We start from the raw sequence: 25,069 nt of genomic DNA on the forward strand, positions 1-25,069 counted from the left end.
GGCGGGCATGGGAGGTGAAAATGGTGCATTCCTTTTCCGGGATGGCTTCTTCGGCGGATTGCGGACTGGTGAAGGATGATCCGATCCTCTACCGCGCCCACGTCGCGCCGGATCGTCGGGCTCTGTTCGAGATCGCCACCGGCCGGCAGCTGACCTATGCCGAACTCGATGTGCGGATTGCCCGCTGCGCCGGTTTCCTCCGCGATATGCTGGGAGCGCGGCGGGACGGGGCGCGTGTCGCCATGCTGGCGCGTAATTCGATGGATTCGCTCGTGCTTGCCTTTGCCTGCCAGCGCGCCGGCGCCATCTACGTGCCGCTTAACTGGCGCCTCAATGCCGCCGAGCTTCGGCCGATCCTTGCCGATTGCGCGCCAGCTCTCCTGGTCCACGACCAAGAGTTTTCGGCAGCCGTGGCAAGCCTTGCGGACGTTGATCCCCAGATGGCGGTGATCGCGACGGCCGATGGCCCGGGCGGGTTTGCCGCGCGGATCGAGGCGAGCCTCCCGGGGGAGCCCGTGCCCGTCGAAGCGGATCAGCCTTGCGTCCTGCTCTATACGTCGGGCACGACGGGCCAGCCGAAGGGCGTCGTCATCACCCGCAGCAACGCCTTCTTTGCTGCCGTCAATTTTTCCTTCGTCGGCGAGATAGGGCCGGGATCGGTCGCTTTGTGCGACCTGCCGTTCTTCCACACGATCGGCCTGATCGCCGTGGCGCGCACAACATTGATGCTGGGCGGCACGCTTGTCGTCTCCGACCGGTTCACGCCGGCGCGCACACTCGCAGTCCTTGCCGATCGGCAACGCGCCATCAGCCATTATTTCGCCGTGCCGCAGATCGCGCTCGCCCTGCGCGGCGACCCCGCTTATAGCGCCGCGGCTCTTTCCGGCCTGCACGCGCTCTTCGTCGGCGGCGCGCCGCTGACCCAGCCGTTGATCGAAAGCTATCTCGGCGATGGCGTGGCACTGGTCAACGGTTACGGCATGAGCGAGGCGGGAACGGTGCTGCATGTGCCGATCGACCGGCGTGCCGTCCAGGATAATCCCGGCAGTGTCGGTCTTCCCGCACCGCTTCTCGACATCCGTATCGTCGGCGAAGAGGGCAGCGACGTCGGGGAAGGCGAGATCGGCGAATTATGGCTGCGCGGGCCGGCGGTGACGCCGGGCTATTGGAACAAGCCTGAAGAGACCGCTGTCGCCTTCACCGACGGCTGGTACCGCACCGGCGATCTCGGCCGCCGCGAAGCCAACGGCTTCTATCAGATCGTCGACCGGCTGAAGGACATGTATATCAGCGGTGGCGAGAATGTTTATCCCGCCGAGGTCGAAGCAGCGCTCGCAAGCCATCCCGATATCCTCGACGTCGCGGTCGTCGGTATTCCCGATATCAGGTGGGGCGAATGCGGCGTTGCGTATGTCGTGCAGCGGCCGGGTGCCGCGGCAACGGGCGAGGAGATTGCCGGCCATTGCGCGGCAAGGCTCTCCGCCTTCAAGCGCCCGGCCCGCATCCTCTTCATCGAGAGTATTCCCCGCACCGCCTCCGGCAAGGTGCAGAAACATGTTCTGCGCCGGTTGCATTCCGACGAAACCCTTCAACGACAGGCCTGATGAAGCGGCCCCGGCATTCAATGCCGAAACCAATGGAGTAGACCCATGACTGAAAATCAATCGCCGGTTCTGGTCGAATTCGATAACGGCATCGCTTTCGTGACCCTCAACCGCCCTGAAAAGCGCAATGCGATGAATCCGGCTTTGAACGCCCGGATGATGGAAGTGCTCGATGAACTCGAGGGCGACGAGCGCTGCGGCGTTCTCGTCCTGCGCGGCGCCGGCGAGTCCTGGTCCGCCGGCATGGATCTGAAGGAATATTTCCGCGACAATGACGACAAGCCGCGCGATGCCACGCTGAAGGCGCGGCGCCAATCCGGCGGCTGGTGGGGCCGGCTGATGTATTTCGAAAAGCCGACGATCGCCATGGTCAATGGCTGGTGCTTCGGCGGCGCCTTCACTCCGCTGGTTTCCTGCGATCTCGCCATCGCCGCCGAGGAAGCGAATTTCGGCCTTTCCGAGATCAATTGGGGCATCCTGCCGGGCGGCAACGTTACCCGCGCGGTCGCCGAGGTGATGCGCCATCGCGACGCGCTCTACTACATCATGACCGGCGAATTGTTCGGCGGGCGCAAGGCCGCCGAAATGGGTCTGGTCAATGAGGCCGTGCCGCTGGCCGAGCTTGAAACCCGGGTCCGCAAGATCTGCGCCAGCCTGCTCGAAAAGAACCCGGTGACGCTGAAGGCCGCCAAGGATACCTATAAGCGCGTGCGCAACCTGCCCTGGGATCTGGCCGACGATTACATCTACGCCAAGCTGGAGCAGATGCTGTTTCTCGACAAGACCAAGGGGCGCGACGAGGGGCTGAAGCAGTTCCTCGACGACAAGACCTATCAGCCGGGGCTCGGTGCCTACAAGCGCGGCCGCTGAGGGTTCGCGGGCAAATCATCAGGAGGAGGAAACCATGAAGATTCATGCCGCGGTGGCGCGTGCGCCGCATATGCCGTTTTCGCTGGAAAGCCTCGATCTGGAGGAGCCGCGCGAGGGGGAGATCCTGGTTCGCGTCGTCGCGACCGGGGTTTGCCACACCGATATCGTCATGCGCGACCAGCATCTGCCGGTGCCGCAGCCGGTGGTGCTCGGCCATGAAGGTGCTGGAATCGTCGAGCGTGTCGGGCCGGGCGTTGCCAAGGTAGCGCCAGGCGATCACGTGGTCATGACCTTCAATTCCTGCGGTCATTGCCCGAGCTGCAACGATCACGAGGAGACCTATTGCCACGAATTCTTCCCGCGCAATTTCTTTGGTTCGCGCGCCGATGGTTCGAGCGGGCTCTCCTATAGAGGGGAGCGGGTGAACGGCAATATTTTCGGGCAATCCTCCTTTGCCAGCCACGCGCTCTGTCATGAGCGCAATATCGTGAAAGTGCCAAGCGATGCCGATCTGGCGCTGCTCGGGCCGCTTGCCTGCGGCATCCAGACCGGCGCCGGCGCGGTCATGAATGCGCTCAAGGTCGAACCGGGAAAAGTGCTTGCGGTTTTCGGCATGGGGTCCGTGGGCCTCGCCGCCGTCATGGCGGCGCGGATCGTCGGCGCTTCGCGCATCATCGCCGTCGACGTCAACGAGGCGCGGCTGGCGCTTGCCGCTGAACTCGGCGCGACCGATATCGTCAACGGCAAAGCGAGCGACGCCGTCGCCACGATCATGGCGCTGACGGGCGCGGGCGTCGATTATGCGATCGATGCCTCCGGCGTGCCCGCCGTCATCGACCAGTGCGTGCGGGTGCTGGCGCCGCGCGGCACCTGCGGCATTGTCGGCGCTTCGCCCCATGGCGCGACGCTGACGCTCGATCTCACTCATATTCTCTCCGGTGGACGCCGGGTGCGCGGCATCGTCGAGGGTGATTCCAATCCCGACGTGCTGATCCCGCTGCTGATCGACCTTCACCGACAGGGCCGCTTCCCCTTCGACAGGCTCGTCACCTTCTATGATTTCGCCGACATCAACCGGGCGGTGGAGGATGCCGAAAAGGGCATCGTGCTGAAACCGGTCGTGCGCCAGCCGGCCGTCTGACACCGTTCAAGGGAGGAAAGAATGAACACCGTCGCCCCAATCGCTACCGATACCAGTCCCGATGCCATGAAGGCGCTGCTCGAACGGCAAAGGGCGTCCTTCCTGAGGGAAGGGCCACCAAGCATCCAAACCCGTGCCGATCGCATCGATCGCGTCATCGCTCTTCTCGTCGACTACAAGGATGCGATCGCCGCGGCGCTGTCGCAGGATTTCGGCAGCCGCAGCGTCGAGGCGAGCCTGCTTCTCGATGTCTTCACCTGCGTCGGTTCGCTCAAATATGCCAAGGGCCATCTCGCCGAATGGCTGAAGCCCGAGCAGCACGAGGCATTATTTCCCGACGCGGTGGCCGAAGTGGTCTATCAGCCGAAGGGGGTTGTCGGAATCCTCAGCCCGTGGAATTTCCCGTATCAGCTGGCCCTTGCGCCGCTTGCCGGCATTCTTGCCGCCGGCAACCGCGCCATGATCAAGCCGTCGGAGGTGACGCCGGCTTCCTCCTCCTTGATGGCGGAACTTATCGCCGGCGCCTTTGACGAAACGGAAATATCAGTCGTTCAGGGCGGACCGGCGACGGGCACGGCGTTTACATCACTTGCCTTCGACCATCTGATCTTCACCGGCGGAACCGCGATCGCCCACCACGTCATGCGCGCGGCGGCGGAAAACCTGACGCCGCTGACACTTGAGCTCGGCGGCAAGTCGCCCGTCGTCATCGGCCGCTCGGCCGATCTCGCAGACGCGGCGCGCCGTGTCATGACCGTCAAGACGCTGAACGCCGGCCAGATCTGCCTGGCACCGGACCATGTCTATGTTCCGGAGGAAAGTGTCGAGTCCTTCGCCGAACATGCGATCGCGGCGGTCGGAGCGATGTATCCGGGGCTGAAGGAAAATCCCGATTACACCTCGATCGTCAATGCCCGCCATCATGCCCGCGTCCAGGGCCTGATCGACGACGCCAGGGCCAAGGGCGCCCGCATCGTCGAGATCAACCCGGCGGCGGAGAATTTCTCCCAGCAATCGGCCCATCGCATTCCGCCGACCCTGATCCTCGATCCCACCGAAGACATGCGCGTGCAGCAGGAGGAAATCTTCGGGCCAGTGCTGCCGGTCATTGCCTATCGCGATATCGCCGACGTCATCGGTCGCATCAATGCCAAGCCGCGCCCGCTCGCTCTCTATTACTTCAGCCAGGACGGCGAAGAGGAACGCCGTGTGCTCGACAATACGACTTCGGGTGGGATGACGGTCAACGATTGCATGAGCCATGTCACGGCGGAAGGCCTACCCTTCGGCGGCGTCGGCCATTCCGGCATGGGCGCCTATCACGGAAAGTTCGGCTTCCTCGCCTTCTCGCATCCGCGCGCCGTCTACCACCAGAGCAAGATGGTGGAAGCGGAATATATGATGCGCCCGCCCTTCGGCGAGGCAATGCGCGGCTTCCTGGCCGCGGCGATCTGCAAGTGACGAGAGAACAGAGAAGCGATGGCATCGCATAATTGCGAGGCCATCGATCCCTGTTCGTTCAATACACCGTCAAGCGTCCGTTATCCGGAGGCGTGGCGGCTTAATCGAGCCGCAGCGTCTTGCCCGACCCAGCATCAAATAGATGTAGCTTTTCCGTGCGGGGAGCGACCGTCACGACTTGCCCGGGCTCGAACTCATGGCGTTCCGAAAACACCGCGACAAGTTCGCCCGGCCCGTAGCGCAGGAACACCATCGTTTCATGGCCGGTGGGTTCGGTGACGCTGACCGTTGCCTTCAAGCCGCGTTCGGCGAGCGACAGATGTTCGGGGCGAACGCCGAGGAGCACGGACTGCCCGTCTGTTGCTTCGGGTGTGAAACCAAGTCCGATCTCGTCGCCGGTGTCCGTGACGAAGATAGCACCATCGGCCTTGTACCGGCCTTTCAGGAGGTTCATCGACGGCGAGCCGATGAAGGTTGCCACGAACGTGTTGTTGGGACGGTCGTAGAGTTTCAGCGGCGTGCCGATCTGTTCGACCTTGCCTCCCTGCATCACCACGATCTTGTCGGCCATGGTCATCGCTTCGACCTGGTCATGCGTGACGTAGATGGTCGTGGTTTTCAGCCGCTGGTGCAGTTCCTTGATCTCTTTGCGCATCTGAACGCGCAGCTTGGCATCGAGGTTCGACAAAGGTTCGTCGAACAGAAATACCTGCGGCGATCTGACGATGGCCCGCCCCATCGCCACACGCTGCCGCTGGCCACCCGAAAGCTGGCGCGGATAACGGTCGAGATAGGGCACGAGATCGAGTGTTTCGGCCGCCGCCTGCAGGCGCTGTTTGATGACGTCGGCTGGCTGCTTCTGTAGGCGAAGCGCAAAGACCATGTTTTCGGCAACGGTCTTGTGCGGATAAAGCGCATAGCTCTGGAAGACCATTGCGATATCGCGGTCCTTCGGGGGGAGATTGTTGACGACGTTTTTGCCGATTGAAATGGTGCCGCCGGTGATGCTTTCGAGCCCTGCGACCATGCGCAACAGAGTTGACTTGCCACAACCGGAAGGACCGACAAGCACCACAAACTCGCCATCGCGGATTTCTATATCGACGTCATGCAGGATAGTTACGGCGCCGTAGGCCTTGCGTGCCCCGGAAATATTGACCTCAGCCATGTGCCTCCCGCTCGCTTTCTGCCAGCCCCCGGGCGCTCCCCAAGGGCCGTGCATCTCACGACAGGTGCTTCCTGCAAGAGGGCCGATGAGCCGCCTTTTGCCGATTTGAAACTACCTGTCAGGCCTCCTCCATGAAACGTTTCATTTCCTGTTGACTTTTTTCACCTGCCGTCTAATTCTCGAAATCGAGACCGGGAGGAGCGGTTTCAGGCAAGATATGAAACGTTTCATTTTCTTGTTACCAGATAGTTCTGCAGGAGGCCAGTGTAAAAATCGCACTGGAGCCAGCCCGGCAAGGCCAGGTGGCGGCAGCACAACGAAACGTGGAGGAGGAAAGCATGAGAGTTGAAATATATGATGCATTGATGCGCCGTCAGGCAAGTCGCCGCGACGTCTTGCGCGGAACGGCAAGTGCTGCAGCTCTGCTCGGGCTGTCTGGCGCGATGGGCGGCATTGCCGGCACGGCGTTTGCTGCCGATGATCTGCGCGCTCAGATCTTGAAAATTCCAGGTGTCGGCAAGGGCTCGCCAACGGATGCAGACTGGCAGAAGGTCGGCGAGCTTTGCCTCGGTCCGACGAAGGCCAATGTCAAGCAGGGCGAGTTCGCCGGTGTCGAGCTGACCTTCATGGGGCTTAACAACCAGAACCTCCACAACTTCCTGTTTCGCGGTTTCCTGAAGCCGTGGGAAGCCTATACGGGCGCCAAGATCAACTGGATCGACCTTGCTCAGGCTGATTACAACGCTCGCCTTCAGCAGTCGATCGCAACCGGCACGGTCGACTTCGACCTCCTGGAGATGGGTGCACCCTTCGAGGGCGACACCGCCGGACGCGGGCTTCTGGACGAGATGCCTGACTGGGTTGCAAAGCAGATCGAGACCGACGACATGGTCAGCTACCTGAAGCCACCGGTCGGCACCTGGGGCGGCAAGACCTATCGCGTGACGATCGATGGCGACTGCCACACCTTCGCCTACCGCAAGGATTATTTCGGCGAAGGCTCGATCAGCGGCATGGCCGAGCCGCCGAAGACCTGGCAGGAAGTGAACGCAGCTTCCCAGGCGCTGATCGGCAAGACCGATCCGCTGACCAGCCAGCCAGCCTACGGCTATCTCGATCCCCTCAAGGGATGGGGCGGTTTCGGCTTCTATTTCATCGAGAACCGCGCAACGGCCTATGCCAAATATCCGGGCGACCCGGCCTGGCTGTTCGATCCTGAAAACATGAAGCCGCTGGTCAATAACCCGGCATGGGTTCAGGCGATCCAGGACGTCTTGGATCTGATTGCGGCGAAGGCCTATCCGGCCGACCAGATCAATGCCGATCCCGGCACCACGGCCTTCTCGCAGTTCCTGGCCGGCACCGGCGCAATGTTGATGTGGTGGGGCGATGTCGGCTCCAGCGCACGCACCTCCGACACCTCGGTCGTCGGCGACGTGGTCGGCTTCGGCATCAACCGCGGCTCCGACCGTGTCTACAACCGCAAGACCGGGCAGTGGGAAGACAAGTATAACGAAGCGCCTAACATGGCCTATCTGGGCTGGGGCATTTACGTTACCAAGCAGGTCTCCAGCGACGAGAAGAAGCGCAAGGCGGCCTGGTCTGCTGCTGCCCATCTCGGCGGCAAGGATCTGTCTCTGTGGACGTCGGCCTATCCCTCCGGCTTCCAACCCTATCGTCAGTCCAACTTCAACTATGACGAATGGGAAAAGGCAGGTTACGACCGCGCCTATATCGAGGACTATCTGGGTTCGAACGTCGATAGCTACAACCACCCGAACGCCGCCATCGAACCGCGTATCCCCGGCATCTTCCAATATTACTCTGTCGCCGAAGACGAACTGGCGAAGGGTTTTGCCGGACAGTACAAATCGGCACAGGAGACCGCGGATGCGATTGCGGCCGCCTGGGAAAAGATCACCGACCAGATCGGCCGCGATAGCCAGCTGAAACTTTACCGGACGAGCCTCGGGCTCTGATCGGTGACTGCTGCATAATTCCTTAGATCGGAATCGATTTGGGGATAAAATTATGCAGCAATTCAAAGTGTACAGCATCTCTTTGCGCGTCTTTCAGACGCGCGGCGCTGTGAGCGCGCTGGCGGATCGGCAACGATTTCGCCAGCGCCCCTTCTGTTCGGGCGAGGAATATCATGTCGACAGTCGAAGACGACCTGCTGCACACGGTCGAAGCCGGCTCCATTTCCGCGAGCCGTCGTTTCTGGGGCCAAGCGGCTCTGTGGCTGAGCGCCATATGGTTCGTAACATCATTTGCATTGCAGGGTGCCCATGCGTTGGGCTGGACCGATTGGGGTTTTTCGAACTGGCGCCCGGTACTTTATGCCTATTTTCTCTGGGCCGCCGTTCTCTGCATCACCCGCGTCGTCATTTACGGCGAGTCGGGCAAGAAGGCGCTTTTTGTTCTGCCGGCTGCGCTTTTCGTCGTGTCGATGGTGGTCTTTCCGCTGATCTTTGCGCTCTGGATCGGCTTTTCTGATTGGAACCTCGCCTCTTCGGCAGGGCGGCGCTTCAACGGGTTCGACAATGTACGCCGGATGATCACCGATCCGTTCTACGGCAATGCCCTACTCAATATGATCCTTTATTGCCTGGCGATCGTCGTCGAATACGCAATCGCGTTCGGCCTGGCGTTGCTCCTCAATCAGGAAATCCTTGCCCGCAAGTTCTGGCGCGTCACCTTTCTGGTGCCCTTGATGTTATCGCCGGTCGCGGTGAGCTGGATGGTCGGCAAGTCGATGATGGAAACCCGCTTCGGCCCGGTCGCGCGGTTTGCCCGCTGGCTCGGCTGGGAAAATCCCTCCTTCTTCGGCGATCCGCTCGTGGCGCGGCTCTCGATCATGATTATGGATGCCTGGACCTTCATTCCGTTCATGATGATCATGCTGCTCGCCGGGCTGCAGGGCCTGTCGCGGGAAGTGCTGGAGGCGGCCGAAGTCGACGGTGCTACCAAGTGGCAACGCTTTTGGAAGGTTATTTTCCCGCTCATGCTGCCGGTTTCGGTAACGGCGGTGATGATCCGCATCATCTTCAAGCTCAAGCTCGCCGACATCATCATAACGGTGACATCGGGAGGTCCCGGCGGGGCGACCGATTCCGTCACCAGTTTCATCTATCGCGAATATCGCGACCGTTCGAATGTTGGATACGGCACCCTTCTCGCGCTCGTCTATCTGGTGATCATCGTTTTCGGCATGACCGGGCTGATGAAGATTTCCGACCGTATCGTGAAGCGCATGACAGGAAGGCTCTGATGGTTCGGATCGATTTCGAAAAATACGCGCGCGGTCAGCGCATTCGTTGGTGGGCCATGCGTTTCGCCATCTACGGCCTGCTGGTCACCTGGGCATTTGTCTGCATTTTCCCGCTGTTCTGGACGGTCTCGACCTCGTTCAAGACAGCGGCTGACGTCATGCGCGGCAACCTGATCCCCTGGTTCAATTTTGCCCCCAACTGGCTTGGCTGGCGCTCGCTCGGGCTCTCCCCGGATACGATTTTCCAGATCTCGACCGTGCGCGACGAGTTCATGCGCAGGCTCTGGAACAGCGTCATCATTTCGGTCGCGGCATCGGCTCTTGCGGTCGTGCTCGGATCGCTCGCGGCCTATGGCCTCAGCCGTTTTTCGTACAAGTTCGGCCATATGCGCAACTCCGACATTTCGTTCTTCTTCTTGTCGCAGCTCATAATGCCGCCCGTCGTTCTCGCCCTGCCGTTCCTCGTTCTCTACAAGGAACTGGCGCTGCTGGACACTTATGTGGGAATGATCGCCGTCTATACACTGATGGTCCTGCCGATTGTCGTCTGGATCATGCGCGACCAGTTCGCCACGGTTCCGGTTGAGCTCGAGGAGGCAGCGCTTGTCGACGGACTGTCGATCTGGGGCGCGTTTGCCCGCATCATCGTGCCGCTCGTTCTGCCGGGCATGGTGGCCGCCTTTCTGCTGGCGCTGATCTTGTGCTGGAACGAATATTTTTTCGCCGCGCTGCTGACTTCCACCAATACCAATACATTGCCGGTGATGATTGCCAGCCAGACGGGCAGCCAGGGCATCAATTGGTGGTCGATGGCGGCTCTTTCCACCGCCGGCATCCTGCCACTGGTTGTTGTCGGCGTCATGCTGGAAAAGCACATCATCGCCGGGATGACCGCGGGAGCGGTAAAGTAGCTGCGGGACGTTCGAAAATGTCAAAGATGCCTACAGTCAAGGATGTCGCCGAGTATGCGGGCGTATCCGTGGGCACCGTTTCGCGCGTGCTGTCGGGCGAAGCCGCGGTCAAACCTGTGCTGCGCGAAAAGGTCAGCGCCGCCATTTCTGCGCTCGGATACCGGCCGAATGTGACCGCGAGAGCGTTGCGCACCAGCAAAACCGACGTCATTGGTCTCGTCGTTCCCGACATCACCAATCCGTTCTTCGCGCAACTTGCTGCAAGCGTCGAGCGCGCCGCGCTCGAATGCGGGCATAGCCTCATGCTGGCTAGTTCGCATGACGATCGCGAGGCGGAGCAGAGCCACGTTTTCGCGTTCCTCGACCGGTCGGTGCGCGGCATCATCGTGGTGGCTTCGAGCGACGGTTCGGGCCTCCCCTTGGAGGGAGCGGTTCCAATCATATCGCTGGACCGGCGCTTCGGCACCTTTCCCTTGGTGTCGACCAACCATGCGCAAGCTGCCGCGCTAATTGCAGACCATCTCTATGGGTTGGGCCATCGCCACATCGCCTACATCGCTGGGCCACCCGACACGGAGGCGGGGCGCATGCGTAAAGAGGGCTTTGTCAGCCGCATTGACCTGTTTGGAAAGACCGGCGAGGCAGTTGAACTCGAAATCGCGTACGGCAAATTCGATTATGAGTCCGGTGAGAAAGTTGCCCGCGACCTGCTTTCGCGCCCACCACAGGATCGACCCACGGCAATCGCGGCTGCCAGCGACCAGCAGGCCATCGGCGCGCTGCGCGCTGCACGCGACCTCAAGATCGATGTGCCGCGCAAGCTGTCCGTGACGGGGTTCGACGACATTTCGCTCGCTAACCTCGTCGTGCCACGGCTGACAACCATACGCCAGCCGGCCGACACGCTGGCACGGCGCGCGGTCAGCCTTCTCCTTGAGGAGCCGCCAGGCAAAGGAGACGAGATGATCGACGGATCGCTGATCGTGCGGGGTTCGAGTGGCCCGTGCGCGCAGCCCAAGGTCGCCGGGCATAAAAATTGAAGCAAGGCCGGCACTGCCGCCATTATAAGGGATGGAAAGATCGAATGCTCAAGGGAATCAGGGCCGAACTCAACGGCGATATTCTTCAAGCACTTTGCAACATGGGACACGGCGACTATCTCGTCATCTCCGACACGAACTTTCCGTCGGATTCGATCGCCCGCCAGACGCGTCTGGGTAGGCTTCTGACGATGGAAAACATTTCCGCGCCGCAGGCGATAGATGCGGTCCTCTCCGTCTTCCCGCTGGACACCCCGATTCAGCCTTCGGCGGGGCGCATGGAAGTGATCGGCAAGCCTGACGAAATCCCGCCGATTCAACAGGAAGTCCAGGTCATCGTCGATCGCGCCGAAGGCAAGTCATCGCCCATGTATCCGGTCGAGCGGATGACGTTCTACGACATCGCCAAAAAAGCCTATTGTGTGATCGCAACGGGAGAACTGCGATTTTATGGATGCTTCCTTCTGACCAAGGGCGTCATCCCGGCGGAGGAGGCGGTCAGATGAGCGGGAAAAGCGGAATCGTCATTCTGGGTATTTTTGCCGCCGACACCGCCTATAAGGCCAAGCGCCTGCCCCATATTGCCGAGACGCTGATGGGGTCGGGCTTCACGCTTGGGCCGGGAGGCAAGGGCTCCAACCAGGCAATAGCCGCGGCAAAGGCCGGCGGCACGGTAACCTTCATCTCTCGGGTCGGCAACGACCCGTTCGGCGAGATGGCCCTTGCGGCCTATGCCGCGGCCGGCGTCAAAGCCAATGTGATGAAGATGGACGGCGTTTCCAGCGGTGCTGCCTTCATCTTCGTCGACGAAATGAGCGGCGACAATGCCATCATCGTCGCGCCGGGTGCTGCTGGTCTAATCGGCATAGAAGATGTCGATGCGAACCGGGCGGAGATCGAAAGCGCCGCCATTTTTATGACCCAGCTTGAACAACCGCTCGACGCGGCTGTCCATGGCCTGACGATGGCGAAAAGGGCAGGGGGCACCACGATTTTCAATCCGGCGCCCGCCCGCACGCTACCGGACAGCATCTATGGCCTGTGCGATTTCATCGTTCCAAACGAGGTGGAGGCGGCCGAATTGGCGGGGCATGCGATCGAAACGGATGACCAGGCACGAGCCGCGGCCCGTACCCTGCTGGATCGCGGAGCGAGAGCGGTCATCATCACCCTCGGTGCACGCGGCGCTTTCTATCACACGGCCGGTCAGAGCGAATTTGTACCCGCCTTTTCTGCGGGCAACGTCGTCGACACTACGGGCGCTGGCGATGCCTTCCTGGGCGGCTTCGCGACAGCGATCTCCGAAGGATATGCGCCGATCGAGGCCGTCCGCTTCGGTTGCGCGACGGCGGCAATCGCCGTGACCCGGCCAGGCACGGCCCCCGCCATGCCTTCGCGCGCCGAGATCGACGCCTTGCTGCGCTAGGAGTTCGTGCCAGGCTCGCGGGCGCATCAGCCAAAGAATGAGGCTGACAGGCCCCGGTTTAACGAAGCTCAAACTAGTGTTGTCGTATGACAGCTTCGTTACATAGCTTGGAAGGTGGATCCAGCGCGGTGAATGGCAATTGGACGCAATTCGGTGGCAACCTTTCATTCGTGTGCCTGGCGATCTCGCTGTGGGCGCTTTTTTCCATCCAGTTTCAGCGCCGTGCCTTCAGGCAGGAAAAAATCGCCTTCGGAATCATAGCCGGCGGCGCCTCCATCGGATCCATATTGCTGGCCGTTGAATTCCATCCCGGCATCTATGTCGACCTGCGCTTTTCGCCACTTGTATTGGCCGGCATGTTCGGGGGGCCGATCGCGGCGGCTTTTGCCGCAGCGCTGGCGATTGCCTTTCGTTTTGCCGTCGGCGGTACGGCGATGGTCGACGGGATCATCACAATGGCCATCGCCACCGGTATCGGTTTGGCCGGTCATGTCTGGACCCGCAAGAGATCTCCGGGACCGATGGATGTTGCGCTGCTGAGCCTGGCACTCGGCTTTGCATTGGTCCTGTCGATGGCTATGCTTCCCACCTTGGTGAATGCCCATGTGCTGGCCGGCGTCGGTTTTCCCCTGGCCGTATTGAATTGCCTGGCGACCGTTCTGGGCGGTTTCGTTCTCCTGAAGACGCAGCAATGGGAGTTGGAACGAAGCATATTGGTGACCGCATTTTCGCAGTCACCCGACTATCTCTATGTGAAGGACCGAAACAGCCGGTTCATCACCGTCAATGAAAACATGACCCGCCTCTTCCGTTTCAGGACGACGGCGGAGATGATCGGATTGTCGGATTTCAATCTGATGTCGCGACCACTCGCCGAGGAATTATATCATCTCGAGCAGCAGGTCATTGACACCGGGGTGCCGCTGATCGATTCCACCGAGCGTATCGAAGGCAGATTTCTGCTCGCCTCCAAGGTTCCGCTGAGGGACAAGCAGGGGCGTGTGATCGGCCTCGCAGGCGTAACGCGAGATGTTACGGAGCGCACCGCCCTGGAGCGGGAATTGCGCGAAAGCAAGAACCTGCTCTCGCATGCGATGGCCGGCATGTCCGATGGCATCGCCATGTACGACAGCAGAGGGTTTATCCTCTTTTGCAATGATCAGTATCGCAATGCGTTCCCGCTCTCCGGAGAGGCCCGCGTGGTCGGCGCCCATATCAGCGACATCCTGCGCCGCGTCGCCGAAACCGGTGAGCGGCCCGGTGTTCCGGAAGGGGATGTGGAGGAGTGGATCAAGGCTGCTACTGCTTCACTGCACAGCAACAAGGACGAAGAAGTTCAGCTTCATAACGGCGACTGGCGCAGCATCCGGACAAGGCTTGCGGAAGACGGTGCGGCAATGGCTGTGGTCTCGGACATCACGGCGACGAAGCAGGCAGAAATCGCACTCAGGCTATCGGCGGAACAGCTGAAAAATCTTGCCGAGACCGATGGGCTGACCGGCATGGTCAACCGCCGGGCCTTCGACGAAGCTTTCGCACGTGAGACGGCAGGCAGCGCCCGGAAGAACACGCCGTTCAGCCTTCTGATGGTCGATATCGACCGGTTCAAAGCCTATAATGACACCTATGGCCACCCCGCCGGCGACCAATGCCTGCGTGTCGTCAGCATGTGTTTGCGCCAGTCGGTCAGCCGACCGGCGGATATCGTTGCCCGCTACGGTGGAGAGGAATTCGTGGTGTTCCTCCCCGACACCAGCGCCAAAGGAGCGATGATCGTTGCCGAGCAGTTCGCTCGTCGCCTGGCCCAAGAGAGTATCGTTCATTCCGGCAGCGAATTCGGAAGGGTGACGGCCAGCATCGGCGTATCCTGCGCGACGGGAGCGGTCCTGCGGGCCAACCCGAACCGTCTCCTGACCGAGGCCGACGCCGCCCTCTACGACGCCAAAACGCAAGGCCGCAATCGCATTATGGCCCATTCGCCCAGCGGCGAACGGCACGAGATAAAGGAAGCTGGCTAGGCCGCTCTATCAACGGACGCGGCCAAATCTGCTCATCCTGTTTTTTCTGTCGAACCATCGCGCCAGCGCCCCGGATGGTTTATTCACTTCGGCAATGCACGGCCATTATCGCCGCATCGCGCGCTTCCTGGTGTCGGACGGATATTCCCCGTATGTCGTTTTATAAACCGCGGAAAACCGGCCGAAATGAAAGAAACCCCATTTGAGGCAGACGGCCTTCATGGTGTCCTTGCTCTCTGGATCGAGCAAATCCTGGCGCGCTGCGCGCAGACGGAGCGTCAGCAGGTATGCTGCGGGAGAGGTATCCCTGAAGGCACGAAAACCGGTTTCCAGCGCCCGACTGGATACGCCCGCCGCTTCGGCCACCTTCGGCATGGTGATCGGCTGATCGATATTGGCGTGCATGAATTCGATCGCCTTGCGGACATGCCGGGGTGCGATCAGGGCAGGCCCGTTCTCCAGGAAATGCGACAGCCGGTGAGGCACCAGGCGTACGACCAGATCGGCCAGCGCCTGCGTCAGGTGCGCCATGGCAATCGGCGACTGCAGCAAGGGGCCATCGTCGCGCATGCCCTGGATGATCGTTTCCGTGAGGCTGCCGATCATCCGGCCGGCCGGCTTGGATAGATCGAGTTCTGGCAGCAGGTCGAGAGAGCCGCTGAAGGGCATCTCGAAGGTCTGGCCGATCGTCTGCAGGATGACGGGCCAGTTGACCAGCAGCTCGTCGATGACGTTCGCTTGCCCGTGCATGATGACGCTGTTGGGTTCGAAATTATTGTAAAGAAGCAGTTTTCCTTGCCCGGCCTCGGCGACGCGGGGGCCATAGGTGACCCCCATACCGCCGCTGCGTGGCACAACGATCGACAGATACTCCGCCGTATCGACGGTCGGCTCGATATTGAACTGAAACTCGGCCTCATGATAACCGGTGAGCAGTACCGCATCGTCAGTCGCGGCAAAATCCAATCCCCAGTGGAACTCCTGAGCCCGGCCGACAGGCTCTGCATCGAATGCGCCAAAAGCGCCTCCGAGGGTTTCGACCATGTTGTCGAAGGACGAGCCGCGAAATCGAAATGAGAATTGCGGCGCGCTATTTTCCGACATGCTGCCCCCATTGTTCAACGTGGCTGCGTTGACTTGTCCTTCTCAACCGCTCGCAGATTTCGACGCGACACGCGATCCGTGTCGACGGATTGATGTGCGTACCTCTATTGGCCCCGCCGGTCGCCATCGATCGGTGTCCTCCGCTTTGTCAGCGCCTGCGGGCGGGAGTGATGGGCGATGCTTGGCTATATCTTAGCCGAACGGGGCCTGGAACGCAGCACGCCTCGGCGGAGCATGTGGATATCCGCGTGGTATCGGCAGAGAGATCAGCACCATGTGCAAGTCGACACAGGTCGAGTTCGAGCGTGGCATGCGTCAAGGAAACCAAGCGGTTAAATGCATTTGTCGACAGATCCAATCCGGTCAGCTCTCCGCAGCCTGAAGCCAGGAACTGGCAGACCTTTGAACAATAGGCAAGCCTTCGCACCACCTGCTATAATGATAAGCCGGTGATGAAACGATTACGCAGAGGGGCAATTTTATAGGGTGTATCCGTGAGGCCACGAAAGGCACAAACGCTACAGTCTGGCCTTGATGCGCATCATCATCTGAAGCTATGGAAAACGCCCCAATCCGGGATCTGCGCAGTCGCCTGCCGAAGGTTCTATAGTGGACCGCTTATAGCCTTCGGCAAGCAGACAGGCATGCAGGCATACGCACGGGATGGGGTGCGTATGTATGATCCCTTCCATCCTTTTTTGGGGGTGATGGGTGGAGGGGCTTGGCTCTGGGACCGTGAACCATCATGGTTTGGTCGAAAATCATCTTATTACTCCGTGGCGATGGAGCAATTGCCGGCGCCCGATAAAGTCGGCTAAGCGGCTTTTCGCGACGCAGTCTGGACTGGCCTTGCGCAAAATGTATACGCAAGCGCTGGCGAGAGGTTGTTCGTGCGCGGCTTGCGGACACAGGAAGAGGTCGATTAGGGCGTAGCGGGAGCGGGCGTCACAGCTCCAAGGCAGCTCGCCTATCCTCATAGAAGGCATAGGGCGCCTGGCGCGGGGCGGCGCAATCTCCGATCTCTATGACATCGATACTCTGCGAGCGCAATTCCTCGCCCAGCCAGTTCGCGGACGCATCGGTGGTGGCCAGCACCAGGCTGTCGCCTTCCTCGAAGAAATGCTCACTGGTGTTGTTATCGAGTAGGCTGACGCCATTCCAGCACGCTGTCGGGCAGCCTGCACGAATCCGTCGATGATTTCCCAGATCTCGGCCTCGCTCATGGCATGCGAGCCGTCGCTGTCGTGATAGCTCGGCAAGCCGGACGGAGACCGATGCGAGCGGTATGAGCTATCGGAATCCCCATGCGCGCCGACATGAGCTGGCGACGTGCCTGAATCGGTGTCGCCAGCAAACGGAAAGACGGCCGCATCTGGAGCGTCAGAGGGCGACCGACAGGGCACTATCGCGTCGGGGGGCAACCTCCTGCGAATTCACCATCGCGCCCGCGAGCTGCCGGAAAGTGACAAGCCCCAATGTTTCCCCGGAGGGCGAAACGACCCTGGCATCGCCCTCTGGCGCCGATGCCAGCATTCGGACGGCCTCTTCGACGGTCGTGCCTGCCGCAATCGCCAGTCCAACCGGCGCCGCACCGGAGTGCAGCGGCGTCATGACGGCTTCGACATGGATGACCCGGCCTCGATTGACCTCCTTGACGAAGTTGGCGATGTATTCGTCCGCCGGACGCAGAACGATGTCCTGGCTGGTGCCCTGCTGGATGACTTCGCCGTCGCGCAGGATGGCAATCTGGTCGCCCAGGCGAAGTGCTTCATCGAGATCGTGGGTGATGAAGACGATAGTTTTTTTGATCTCTTTTTGAATGTTGAGAAGCACCGTCTGCATGTCCGTGCGGATCAAAGGATCGAGCGCCGAATAGGCTTCATCCATCAGAAGGACCGGCGCGTCGTTGGAAAGGGCGCGCGCCAGGCCGACGCGCTGCTGCATGCCGCCGGAAAGCTGGTTGGGATATCTTTGCTCGAAGCCCTTCAGGCCGACCCGCTCCAGCCAGCGCATGGCGATGTCGGTCGCTTTCGCGCGCTCCACGCCCTGCACTTCGAGGCCGAAGATGGTGTTGTCGAGAACATTCCGGTGCGGCAGAAGCGCGAACTTCTGAAACACCATCGCCGTCTGGTGCCGACGAAACGCCCGCAATTCGGTCTCGTTCATCTTCACGACATCGACGCCGTCGACCAGCACTTCGCCGGCGGTTGGATCGATCAGACGATTGATGTGGCGGATGAGCGTCGATTTCCCCGACCCCGAAAGGCCCATGACTACCTGGATGCGGCCGGAGGGAATCTCGACATTGATATCCCTCAGGCCCAGCACGTGACCGTGCTTTTCGTTGAGTTCGGTCTTTGACATTCCCTTCTGGACGGCATCGACATGCGCGGAGGGGTTGGGACCGAAGATCTTGTAGAGATGGCGGATCTTGATGCCGCCGAAACGCTGATCAGCCATGGACAATCTCCCGATGCTTCTGGAGCCTCTTGCCATACGCCTGGCTGACTCGGTCGAAGATGATGGCGATGCCGACGATGGCAAGGCCGTTGAAAATACCCAGGGTGAAATACTGGTTTGCAATCGCCTTCAGCACCGGCTGGCCGAGGCCCTGGACGCCGATCATCGATGCGATGACCACCATGGCCAGCGCCATCATGATCGTCTGGTTGATGCCGGCCATGATGGTGGGAAGCGCGAGCGGCAGCTGCACCTTGAACAGCTTCTGCGCGCTCGAGGTCCCGAAGGCATCGGCTGCCTCCAGCACATCCTTGTCGACCAGCCGGATGCCGAGGTCCGTTAGCCTTATCATCGGCGGAATGGCGTAGATGACGACGGCGATCAGTCCCGGCACCTTGCCGATGCCGAGCAGCATGACGACAGGGATGAGATAGACGAAACTGGGCATGGTCTGCATGACGTCGAGGATCGGATTGATCACGCGCTGCAGCCGGTCGGAACGTGCCATGAATATTCCCATCGGAATGCCGATGGCGATGGAAAGAACCGTGCAGACGAAGATCATCGAGACCGTCCGCATCGTATCGTCCCACATGTCGAAATAGCCGATCAGCAGCAGCGTCACCAGACAGCCGAAGACGACCTTCAGGCTGCGGCTCCCAAGCCATGCGATGGCTAGGATGATCGCGGTGATGATCGGCCACGGCGTCTGCGTCATGAACCGTTCGGCGGCGATGAGGAAATGCTGCAGCGGAATGAAGAGGGTTTCGATGCCGTCGCCGTAGGCGCGGGTAAATCCGCGAAAGCCGTCATCGATCGCCTTCTTCAAATTGCGAAGCGCGTCGTCATCCATATGTGGGAATTTATAAAACCATTCCATTCGGATCCCCTTTTTCTTCAAAGAGCCGCTGCAGTCTTTTTGATTTTATCGGCTGTGAGAGGCGGTGCGCTTTTCGCGCACCGCGATAGTCAATGTTAAAGCGCAGCTTCGATCTTCGTGGCCGCCTCAGGCGAGACCCACTTGGTCCAAAGGTCCTTGTTTTCCTTCAGGAAGTGCTTGGCGCCGTCTTCACCAGTTGCCTGGTTGTCGGTCATCCACGACATCAGCTTGTTGACCGTGTCATTGCTCCAGGAGCGCTTCGCCAGATAGCCCATGACCTCAGGCCCGACCTTTTCCGAAAAGGGCTTGGCAACCAGGGTGACGACATGATCGACCGGCCAGGCATTGGGCTTCGGGTCGGCGCAATCGGCGACGGTGATGCAACGCTTCCATTCGGCGGCATCCTGCGGCACCCCGGCTTCGAGCTTGACCATCTGATACTTACCGAGCAGCGCGGTCGGCGCCCAGTAGTAACCGGCCCAGCCTTCCTTGCGCTCGTAAGCCTTGGCGATTGAACCATCGAGACCGGCGGCCGAGCCGGTATCGACGAGGGTGAAGCCCGCCTTCTCGGCTTCGAAGGCCTTGTAGAGCTGCGAGGTGACGACAGTGCCACCCCAGCCCTGCGGGCCGTTGAAGATGGCGCCCTTCTTCGCGTCTTCGGGATCGGGGAAGAGTTCCGGATGCTTCAGCACGTCGCCGATGGTCTTGATATCGGGATGAGCGTCGGCGAGATATTTCGGAATCCACCAGCCCTGCACGCCGCCATCCGGCAGTGGAGAACCGACCTGAACGATGCGGCCTTCTTCCGTGCCCTTCTTGACGACGTCGGGGAGAAGATCGATCCAGGCTTCGGGCGCGATATCCGGCTGGCCTTTTTCGGCCATGGAGGTGATCGTCGGGACGGTGTCGCCAACGGTGATGTCAGCGCTGCAGCCATAGCCTTCGTTCAGGATGAACTTGTCCAGGTTTGAGAGAACTTCGGCGCTCTGCCAGTTCATGCTGGCGATGGTCACGCTGCCGCATTCGGCGGCGCTGGCGAAAGACGCTCCGCCAATCAGGCCGAATGTCAGACATGTCGTTGCGAGTAGTTTTTTCATTGTCGTTCCCTCTGTTTAGCGGCTGGTCTTGCCGAGCGGGGTGCCGCAGTGCCCGCCCCAACGGTCGTCAGGAAACCTTTCCCATACTCACCGATTTCTCAAATGCCGCCGACAAACCCTTGGCGATCGACGCGTCGAATCCCGCAGCGCGCATGCTTTCGATGGCCGCCGCCGTCGTACCGCGATAATCGAGAAAGGTCTGAACGACGTCTTCGGGACTTTCGTCGCGGCGCTCCAAAAGGCGACCGGCGCCTGTCATCACCGTATTGACGGCGCGGCGCGCAATCTCCGCCGGCAGGCCGCGGGCGACGGCGTCATCCATCATGGCAGCCGCAAGCAGCGCCGGCAACGCCGGTCCGGAGCCGGAAAGGCCGGTGAGGTAATCGATGTCGCTTTCCCTTGCGACCTCGTCCTGCGATCCGCAGGCCTCGAAAATGGCGCGGACGACGGCCCGGTCATTTTCCGTGACCTCGCTTGTGCCGATCCACGGCGTATAGGACTTAGCCACTTCGGCAGCCGCATTCGGCAGGGCGCGGACGACACGGCCGGTCTTGTGGTGTTGCGAAAGGGCGGCGAGACCAATCCCCGCCATCACCGAAATGACGAGCTTGCCGCCGGCATCGACATCAAGGGGATGCCAGTCATCAGGACGGACTGAGAGGAAGATCACGTCCGAGCGGTCGGCCAGCGCCTGATTGTCGGCCGTCCAGAAAGAATTCAAGAAACGATCCGGCTGTTTACCGCGATAGGAGAGAGAGAGCTTTCGAGGCTCTAGCAAACCCGCGTCGAGGATCGAGGCGGCGATGGCTCCGCCAAGCCAGCCGCTGCCGCCAATAATACCGATCCTCAAGGAAACGCTCATCTCGGCTTTCCTCTAATCGGGCTTGTGGCCATGCCGGGAGAAGAAGCGATCGAGCTCCCTCTGCTGCGGCACTTCGCCCGTGTAGATCGCGATATATTCGGGAATCCGTTTCATGCGGACGGCGAGTTCCTCCCTTGATTGCATGGAGATGTATCCGATCTGGACGAGGTAAGTTGTACGCGCTCTGACATCCGATGTCGTTTCTGGTAACCCGAACCGCATGAACATGCGCTTGAGCGCCTCCAGCCGAATCTGATCGGCCTTCTGGACCTCTGCGAGAAGCTCGTCGGACTGCAGCGCCCAACTGCGCACGGCAAATTCGAACTTCGCGTCGAACAGATCGTTGTCGAGCCAGCAATCGAAGACATTGAGCATCGCTTCGGCGAGCGATTCCGCATAAGCCTCAGATCGCTTGACGATGTTGCCGGTGTTTTTGTCGCGCCATAGCGCCACGAGTGCACTCAACAGCTCCTCCCGATCCTTGAAGAACCAGTAGAAGCTCGTGCGCGAGAGATTTAGCTTTTTCGCCAGCGGCAGAATTTTCACCGAATCCACGCCGGACTCCAGCAGTGAGTGGTAAGCTGCTTCCAGCCATCCTTCCTGTGATCCGCGCCAACCGGTGTCGTTCAAAGCCTGATCCATAGGTTATCTCCTATCAAATTCCGAGGTCGCGCACAAGAAAAATGTACAGAAGTGTCAAAAATAACGACCATAATGTTTTCAATATTGACACATATGTACATTACGCCTAGCGTCTCCTCTGGTATTTTTAATCGGAACCGCGGCCCATGTCGAACGATCCTCTCCTTCAGCCCTATCAGCTCAAGCACTTGAAGTTGCGTAACCGTATTATCGTCACCTCCCACGAGCCGGCCTATCCCGAAGACGGTATGCCGAAGGAGAAGTATCGTGCCTACACGGTGGAGCGGGCAAAGGGCGGAGTGGCATTGACGATGACGGCGGGCTCGGCTGCGGTGTCCAGGGATAGTCCTCCGGTTTTCAACAATCTGCTGGCTTACAAGGACGAAATCGTTCCGTGGATCAGGGAAATGACCGACGCCGTGCACGAAGAGGGGGCGGCGATCATGATCCAGCTCACCCATCTCGGCCGGCGCACACGCTGGGACAAGGGCGACTGGCTGCCGGTTGTCGCCCCATCGCATCATCGCGAGGCATCCCATCGTGCCTTTCCGAAGAAGTTGGAAGATTGGGATATCGAGCGCATCATCAAGGATTTCGCCGACGCAGCCGAACGCATGAAGGCGGGCGGTATGGACGGCGTCGAACTCGAGGCCTACGGCCACTTGATCGACCAGTTCACGTCGCCGCTCACCAACCAGCTCGATGGTCCCTATGGCGGCTCGCTCGACAACCGGCTGCGTTTCTGTTTCGATGTGTTCAAGGCGATCCGGCAGAGGGTCGGGGACGAGTTCATCCTGGGCGTGCGCTACACGGCCGACGAATGTCTTCCGGGCGGCACCGGCAAGGCCGAAGGCATCGAAATCTCCAGGCGCCTCAGGGACAGCGGCCTTATCGACTACCTGAACGTAATCCGCGGTCACATCGATACCGACGCTGGCCTGACCGACGTGATCCCGATCCAGGGCATGGCGAATTCGCCGCATCTCGATTTCGCCGGCGAAATCCGCGCCGCGACAGACTTCCCGACTTTCCACGCCGCGAAGATCCCTGATGTCGCCACCGCGCGCCATGCGATCGCCTCCGGCAAGGTCGATATGATCGGCATGACCCGCGCCCACATGACCGACCCGCACATCGTCCGCAAGATCATCGAGAAGCGGGAAGAGGACATTCGTCCCTGCGTCGGCGCCAATTACTGTCTCGACCGCATTTATCAAGGCGGGGCCGCCTACTGCATCCACAATGCCGCCACCGGCCGCGAACTGACCATGCCGCATAAGGTGGCGAAGGCCGACGCCAGGAAAAAGGTCGTCATCGTCGGCGCCGGCCCGGCCGGTCTGGAAGCAGCGCGCGTTGCCGGAGAACGCGGCCACCAGGTGGTCGTTTTCGAAGCGGCGAACAATCCCGGCGGCCAGATCCGGCTCACCGCCCAGAGCGAGCGCCGAAAGGAAATGATAAGCATCATCGACTGGCGCATGAGCCAGTGCGAGAAATACGACGTCACCTTCCATTTCAACACCTGGGCGGAAGCTCACTCGATCGAAGCCGAGAATCCCGATGTCGTCATCATCGCGACGGGCGGTTTGCCGCATACCGAGGTTCTCTCGAGCGGCAACGAGCTGGTGGTCTCGTCATGGGACATCATCTCCGGCGACGTGAAGCCTGGAACCAACGTGCTGATCTTCGACGATGCCGGCGACCATGCCGGCCTTCAGGCGGCGGAGTTTCTGGCCAAGGCCGGCGCCAAGGTCGAGATCATGACGCCGGACCGGTCCTTCGCGCCCGAAGTTATGGCCATGAACCTGGTGCCCTATATGCGCTCGCTTCAGAAGCACGACGTGACCTTCACCGTCACCTATCGCTTGGAAGCTGTCGAGAAAAGCGGCAATCAGCTCGTCGCTCATGTCGGCAGCGATTATGGCGGGATTGCCCGGCAGCACAGCTTCGACCAGATCGTCGTCAACCATGGGACCATCCCGCTCGACGAGCTCTATTTCGAGCTGAAACCCAGCTCGAGCAATCTCGGCGAGATGTCGCACGACCAGCTTCTTTCCGGGGAACCTCAATCCGTCATTCGCAATCCCGAGGGCAAGTTCCAGCTGTTTCGGATCGGCGATGCTGTCGCTGCGCGCAACACGCATGCCGCCATCTATGACGGCCTGCGCATCGCCAAGGATATATGATCGCAAGAGGGGCCGCTCGCCGGCCGCTCATTTCGGGGGGATGACATGAGTTTACGCGGAGAAAGCCTGCAGCTTTTCGTGGATGCGGCGTCTGCCGCTTTCGACCAATTCGCAAAGGCGCCGGAAGCACGCCGCTCGATCGGTCAGTTTTTTGCGGCGTTGGAACGGCGGGGAGCCGCACGTGCGGGAGAGGGAAGCCGGTTGCCGGTGTGTCATCACCTCGATCTGGCGCTCGCGATCGATACGTCCTATCCTTCGCTGACGGGATTAATCGAGGCCTTCAAAGGCATCGAGCCGATGCTTGAATGGCGTCGGCGCACCAAGTATGACCACACGGCCGACGACAATTTCGTCGATGGGCATGCCAATGCCATGATCATCGGCCGGGGAGGATTGGAGGAGCGGAACGACCTGTGGCTCGGTGTGACGTTAATGGCGCCTCAGGTGCGCTATCCGGACCATGACCATGCGCCCGAGGAAGTCTATCTGGTGCTTTCCGAGGGAGAGTTTCAGCAAGGGGAAGGGGACTGGTTTTCGCCTGGTATCGGCGGATCGTTCTACAATATCCCTGGAATCAAACATGCCATGAGGTCGGTGGGCACACCGCTCTTCGCCTTCTGGGCGCTGCTTGCCGAACGGCCGCACTGACGGCCGGCAGTCTAGGAAATAAAAGGGGTTTTGCAAATGAAGATTCTCGTACCCGTAAAACGGGTCGTCGACTACAACGTGAAGATCCGGGTGAAGCCGGACGGCACGGGTGTCGAGCTTGCCAATGTGAAGATGTCGATGAACCCGTTCGATGAGATCTCGGTGGAAGAGGCGCTGCGGCTGAAGGAAGCCGGCAGGTGCGAGGAAGTGATCGTCGTCTCGATCGGTCCGGCCAAGGCCGAAGAGACGCTGAGGACCGCCCTTGCCATGGGCGCCGACCGGG

Annotated in this window: 22 protein-coding genes; 14 read left to right on the forward strand and 8 right to left on the reverse strand. The window is 60.5% G+C overall.

The genetic code is table 11. From position 1 onward, the window contains the following. Positions 1–20: 20 nt before the first annotated feature. From HJB89_RS26850 to HJB89_RS26865, 4 genes are read left to right on the forward strand one after another with little or no spacing between them, the layout of a single operon-like run. Positions 21–1,604, forward strand: coding sequence for an AMP-binding protein (locus HJB89_RS26850; RefSeq protein WP_221150798.1), 1,584 nt, complete (start codon positions 21–23; stop codon positions 1,602–1,604). A 45-nt stretch (positions 1,605–1,649) separates the two neighbouring features. Then, positions 1,650–2,474, forward strand: coding sequence for a p-hydroxycinnamoyl CoA hydratase/lyase (locus HJB89_RS26855; RefSeq protein WP_207584588.1), 825 nt, complete (start codon positions 1,650–1,652; stop codon positions 2,472–2,474). Between the two features lie 34 nt (positions 2,475–2,508). Next, entirely contained in the window at positions 2,509–3,615 is a 1,107-nt protein-coding gene (locus HJB89_RS26860) for an NAD(P)-dependent alcohol dehydrogenase (RefSeq protein WP_221150799.1), read from the forward strand. A gap of 21 nt (positions 3,616–3,636) precedes the next feature. After that, the gene (locus tag HJB89_RS26865) at positions 3,637–5,076 is read left to right on the forward strand and encodes a coniferyl aldehyde dehydrogenase (RefSeq protein WP_221150800.1); all 1,440 of its coding nucleotides are present in this window, start codon (positions 3,637–3,639) and stop codon (positions 5,074–5,076) included. 100 nt (positions 5,077–5,176) lie between these two features. Here HJB89_RS26865 and HJB89_RS26870 read toward each other — a convergent pair whose 3' ends face one another. Continuing rightward, positions 5,177–6,244, reverse strand: coding sequence for an ABC transporter ATP-binding protein (locus HJB89_RS26870; RefSeq protein WP_221150801.1), 1,068 nt, complete (start codon positions 6,242–6,244; stop codon positions 5,177–5,179). 338 nt (positions 6,245–6,582) lie between these two features. Between HJB89_RS26870 and HJB89_RS26875 the strand changes: the two genes are divergently transcribed. From HJB89_RS26875 to HJB89_RS26905, 7 genes are all read left to right on the forward strand, one after another. Further along, on the forward strand, positions 6,583–8,223 hold the full coding sequence (locus HJB89_RS26875) for an extracellular solute-binding protein (RefSeq protein WP_221150802.1): 1,641 nt from the start codon (positions 6,583–6,585) through the stop codon (positions 8,221–8,223). Between the two features lie 173 nt (positions 8,224–8,396). Beyond that, positions 8,397–9,515, forward strand: coding sequence for a carbohydrate ABC transporter permease (locus HJB89_RS26880; protein ID WP_221150803.1), 1,119 nt, complete (start codon positions 8,397–8,399; stop codon positions 9,513–9,515). Next, on the forward strand, positions 9,515–10,426 hold the full coding sequence (locus HJB89_RS26885) for a carbohydrate ABC transporter permease (RefSeq protein WP_221133074.1): 912 nt from the start codon (positions 9,515–9,517) through the stop codon (positions 10,424–10,426). Before HJB89_RS26880 ends, HJB89_RS26885 begins: the two co-directional genes overlap by 1 nt. Positions 10,427–10,443: 17 nt before the next feature. After that, complete coding sequence (locus tag HJB89_RS26890; protein WP_221117224.1) at positions 10,444–11,466, forward strand: LacI family DNA-binding transcriptional regulator; 1,023 nt, start codon at positions 10,444–10,446, stop codon at positions 11,464–11,466. Between the two features lie 44 nt (positions 11,467–11,510). Further along, the gene (locus tag HJB89_RS26895) at positions 11,511–11,972 is read left to right on the forward strand and encodes an RbsD/FucU family protein (protein ID WP_207584596.1); all 462 of its coding nucleotides are present in this window, start codon (positions 11,511–11,513) and stop codon (positions 11,970–11,972) included. Next, entirely contained in the window at positions 11,969–12,892 is a 924-nt protein-coding gene (gene rbsK, locus HJB89_RS26900; protein WP_207584597.1) for a ribokinase, read from the forward strand. The genes HJB89_RS26895 and rbsK overlap by 4 nt, the downstream gene beginning before the upstream one ends. A gap of 86 nt (positions 12,893–12,978) precedes the next feature. Continuing rightward, complete coding sequence (locus HJB89_RS26905) at positions 12,979–14,910, forward strand: diguanylate cyclase (protein WP_207584598.1); 1,932 nt, start codon at positions 12,979–12,981, stop codon at positions 14,908–14,910. Between the two features lie 105 nt (positions 14,911–15,015). Here the strand turns inward: HJB89_RS26905 and HJB89_RS26910 are convergent, their stop codons facing one another. The 7 genes from HJB89_RS26910 to HJB89_RS26940 all read right to left on the reverse strand — a co-directional run bounded on the left by HJB89_RS26910 (position 15,016) and on the right by HJB89_RS26940 (position 21,955). Next, positions 15,016–16,014, reverse strand: coding sequence for a helix-turn-helix domain-containing protein (locus HJB89_RS26910; protein WP_207584599.1), 999 nt, complete (start codon positions 16,012–16,014; stop codon positions 15,016–15,018). Between the two features lie 945 nt (positions 16,015–16,959). Continuing rightward, positions 16,960–17,109, reverse strand: coding sequence for a hypothetical protein (locus tag HJB89_RS26915; protein ID WP_246762881.1), 150 nt, complete (start codon positions 17,107–17,109; stop codon positions 16,960–16,962). Positions 17,110–17,394: 285 nt separating this feature from the next. Further along, positions 17,395–18,474: a glycine betaine/L-proline ABC transporter ATP-binding protein gene (locus tag HJB89_RS26920; protein WP_221117225.1), complete on the reverse strand. Its 1,080-nt coding sequence runs from the start codon at positions 18,472–18,474 to the stop codon at positions 17,395–17,397. After that, positions 18,467–19,354 carry a proline/glycine betaine ABC transporter permease gene (locus tag HJB89_RS26925; protein ID WP_207584601.1) on the reverse strand — a complete coding sequence of 296 codons (888 nt, stop codon included), beginning with the start codon at positions 19,352–19,354 and terminating at the stop codon, positions 18,467–18,469. Before HJB89_RS26925 ends, HJB89_RS26920 begins: the two co-directional genes overlap by 8 nt. A 95-nt stretch (positions 19,355–19,449) precedes the next feature. After that, positions 19,450–20,451, reverse strand: coding sequence for an ABC transporter substrate-binding protein (locus tag HJB89_RS26930; RefSeq protein ID WP_207584602.1), 1,002 nt, complete (start codon positions 20,449–20,451; stop codon positions 19,450–19,452). Positions 20,452–20,518: 67 nt separating this feature from the next. Continuing rightward, the gene (locus tag HJB89_RS26935) at positions 20,519–21,313 is read right to left on the reverse strand and encodes a pyrroline-5-carboxylate reductase (RefSeq protein WP_221117226.1); all 795 of its coding nucleotides are present in this window, start codon (positions 21,311–21,313) and stop codon (positions 20,519–20,521) included. Positions 21,314–21,325: 12 nt separating this feature from the next. Further along, entirely contained in the window at positions 21,326–21,955 is a 630-nt protein-coding gene (locus tag HJB89_RS26940) for a TetR/AcrR family transcriptional regulator (RefSeq protein WP_207584604.1), read from the reverse strand. 146 nt (positions 21,956–22,101) lie between these two features. Here HJB89_RS26940 and HJB89_RS26945 point away from each other — a divergent pair, with 146 nt between their 5' ends. The 3 genes from HJB89_RS26945 to HJB89_RS26955 all read left to right on the forward strand — a co-directional run. Next, positions 22,102–24,138, forward strand: coding sequence for an NADH:flavin oxidoreductase (locus HJB89_RS26945; RefSeq protein ID WP_221150804.1), 2,037 nt, complete (start codon positions 22,102–22,104; stop codon positions 24,136–24,138). A 45-nt stretch (positions 24,139–24,183) separates the two neighbouring features. Continuing rightward, positions 24,184–24,786, forward strand: coding sequence for a dimethylsulfoniopropionate lyase (locus HJB89_RS26950; protein WP_221117227.1), 603 nt, complete (start codon positions 24,184–24,186; stop codon positions 24,784–24,786). A 36-nt stretch (positions 24,787–24,822) separates the two neighbouring features. Then, positions 24,823–25,069: electron transfer flavoprotein subunit beta/FixA family protein (locus tag HJB89_RS26955; protein ID WP_409201834.1), on the forward strand; the 247-nt coding region annotated here is incomplete at its 3' end.

Origin of the sequence: Rhizobium sp. NZLR8, assembly GCF_019685025.1 — a bacterium.
Lineage (GTDB): Bacteria > Pseudomonadota > Alphaproteobacteria > Rhizobiales > Rhizobiaceae > Rhizobium.

Coding starts and splice junctions, on each gene's coding strand:
- HJB89_RS26850 (WP_221150798.1), top strand. CDS start 21: ATGGTGCATTCCTTTTCCGGGATGGCTTCTTCGGCGGATTGCGGACTG.
- HJB89_RS26855 (WP_207584588.1), top strand. CDS start 1,650: ATGACTGAAAATCAATCGCCGGTTCTGGTCGAATTCGATAACGGCATC.
- HJB89_RS26860 (WP_221150799.1), top strand. CDS start 2,509: ATGAAGATTCATGCCGCGGTGGCGCGTGCGCCGCATATGCCGTTTTCG.
- HJB89_RS26865 (WP_221150800.1), top strand. CDS start 3,637: ATGAACACCGTCGCCCCAATCGCTACCGATACCAGTCCCGATGCCATG.
- HJB89_RS26870 (WP_221150801.1), bottom strand. CDS start 6,244: ATGGCTGAGGTCAATATTTCCGGGGCACGCAAGGCCTACGGCGCCGTA.
- HJB89_RS26875 (WP_221150802.1), top strand. CDS start 6,583: ATGAGAGTTGAAATATATGATGCATTGATGCGCCGTCAGGCAAGTCGC.
- HJB89_RS26880 (WP_221150803.1), top strand. CDS start 8,397: ATGTCGACAGTCGAAGACGACCTGCTGCACACGGTCGAAGCCGGCTCC.
- HJB89_RS26885 (WP_221133074.1), top strand. CDS start 9,515: ATGGTTCGGATCGATTTCGAAAAATACGCGCGCGGTCAGCGCATTCGT.
- HJB89_RS26890 (WP_221117224.1), top strand. CDS start 10,444: ATGTCAAAGATGCCTACAGTCAAGGATGTCGCCGAGTATGCGGGCGTA.
- HJB89_RS26895 (WP_207584596.1), top strand. CDS start 11,511: ATGCTCAAGGGAATCAGGGCCGAACTCAACGGCGATATTCTTCAAGCA.
- rbsK (WP_207584597.1), top strand. CDS start 11,969: ATGAGCGGGAAAAGCGGAATCGTCATTCTGGGTATTTTTGCCGCCGAC.
- HJB89_RS26905 (WP_207584598.1), top strand. CDS start 12,979: ATGACAGCTTCGTTACATAGCTTGGAAGGTGGATCCAGCGCGGTGAAT.
- HJB89_RS26910 (WP_207584599.1), bottom strand. CDS start 16,014: ATGTCGGAAAATAGCGCGCCGCAATTCTCATTTCGATTTCGCGGCTCG.
- HJB89_RS26920 (WP_221117225.1), bottom strand. CDS start 18,474: ATGGCTGATCAGCGTTTCGGCGGCATCAAGATCCGCCATCTCTACAAG.
- HJB89_RS26925 (WP_207584601.1), bottom strand. CDS start 19,354: ATGGAATGGTTTTATAAATTCCCACATATGGATGACGACGCGCTTCGC.
- HJB89_RS26930 (WP_207584602.1), bottom strand. CDS start 20,451: ATGAAAAAACTACTCGCAACGACATGTCTGACATTCGGCCTGATTGGC.
- HJB89_RS26935 (WP_221117226.1), bottom strand. CDS start 21,313: ATGAGCGTTTCCTTGAGGATCGGTATTATTGGCGGCAGCGGCTGGCTT.
- HJB89_RS26940 (WP_207584604.1), bottom strand. CDS start 21,955: ATGGATCAGGCTTTGAACGACACCGGTTGGCGCGGATCACAGGAAGGA.
- HJB89_RS26945 (WP_221150804.1), top strand. CDS start 22,102: ATGTCGAACGATCCTCTCCTTCAGCCCTATCAGCTCAAGCACTTGAAG.
- HJB89_RS26950 (WP_221117227.1), top strand. CDS start 24,184: ATGAGTTTACGCGGAGAAAGCCTGCAGCTTTTCGTGGATGCGGCGTCT.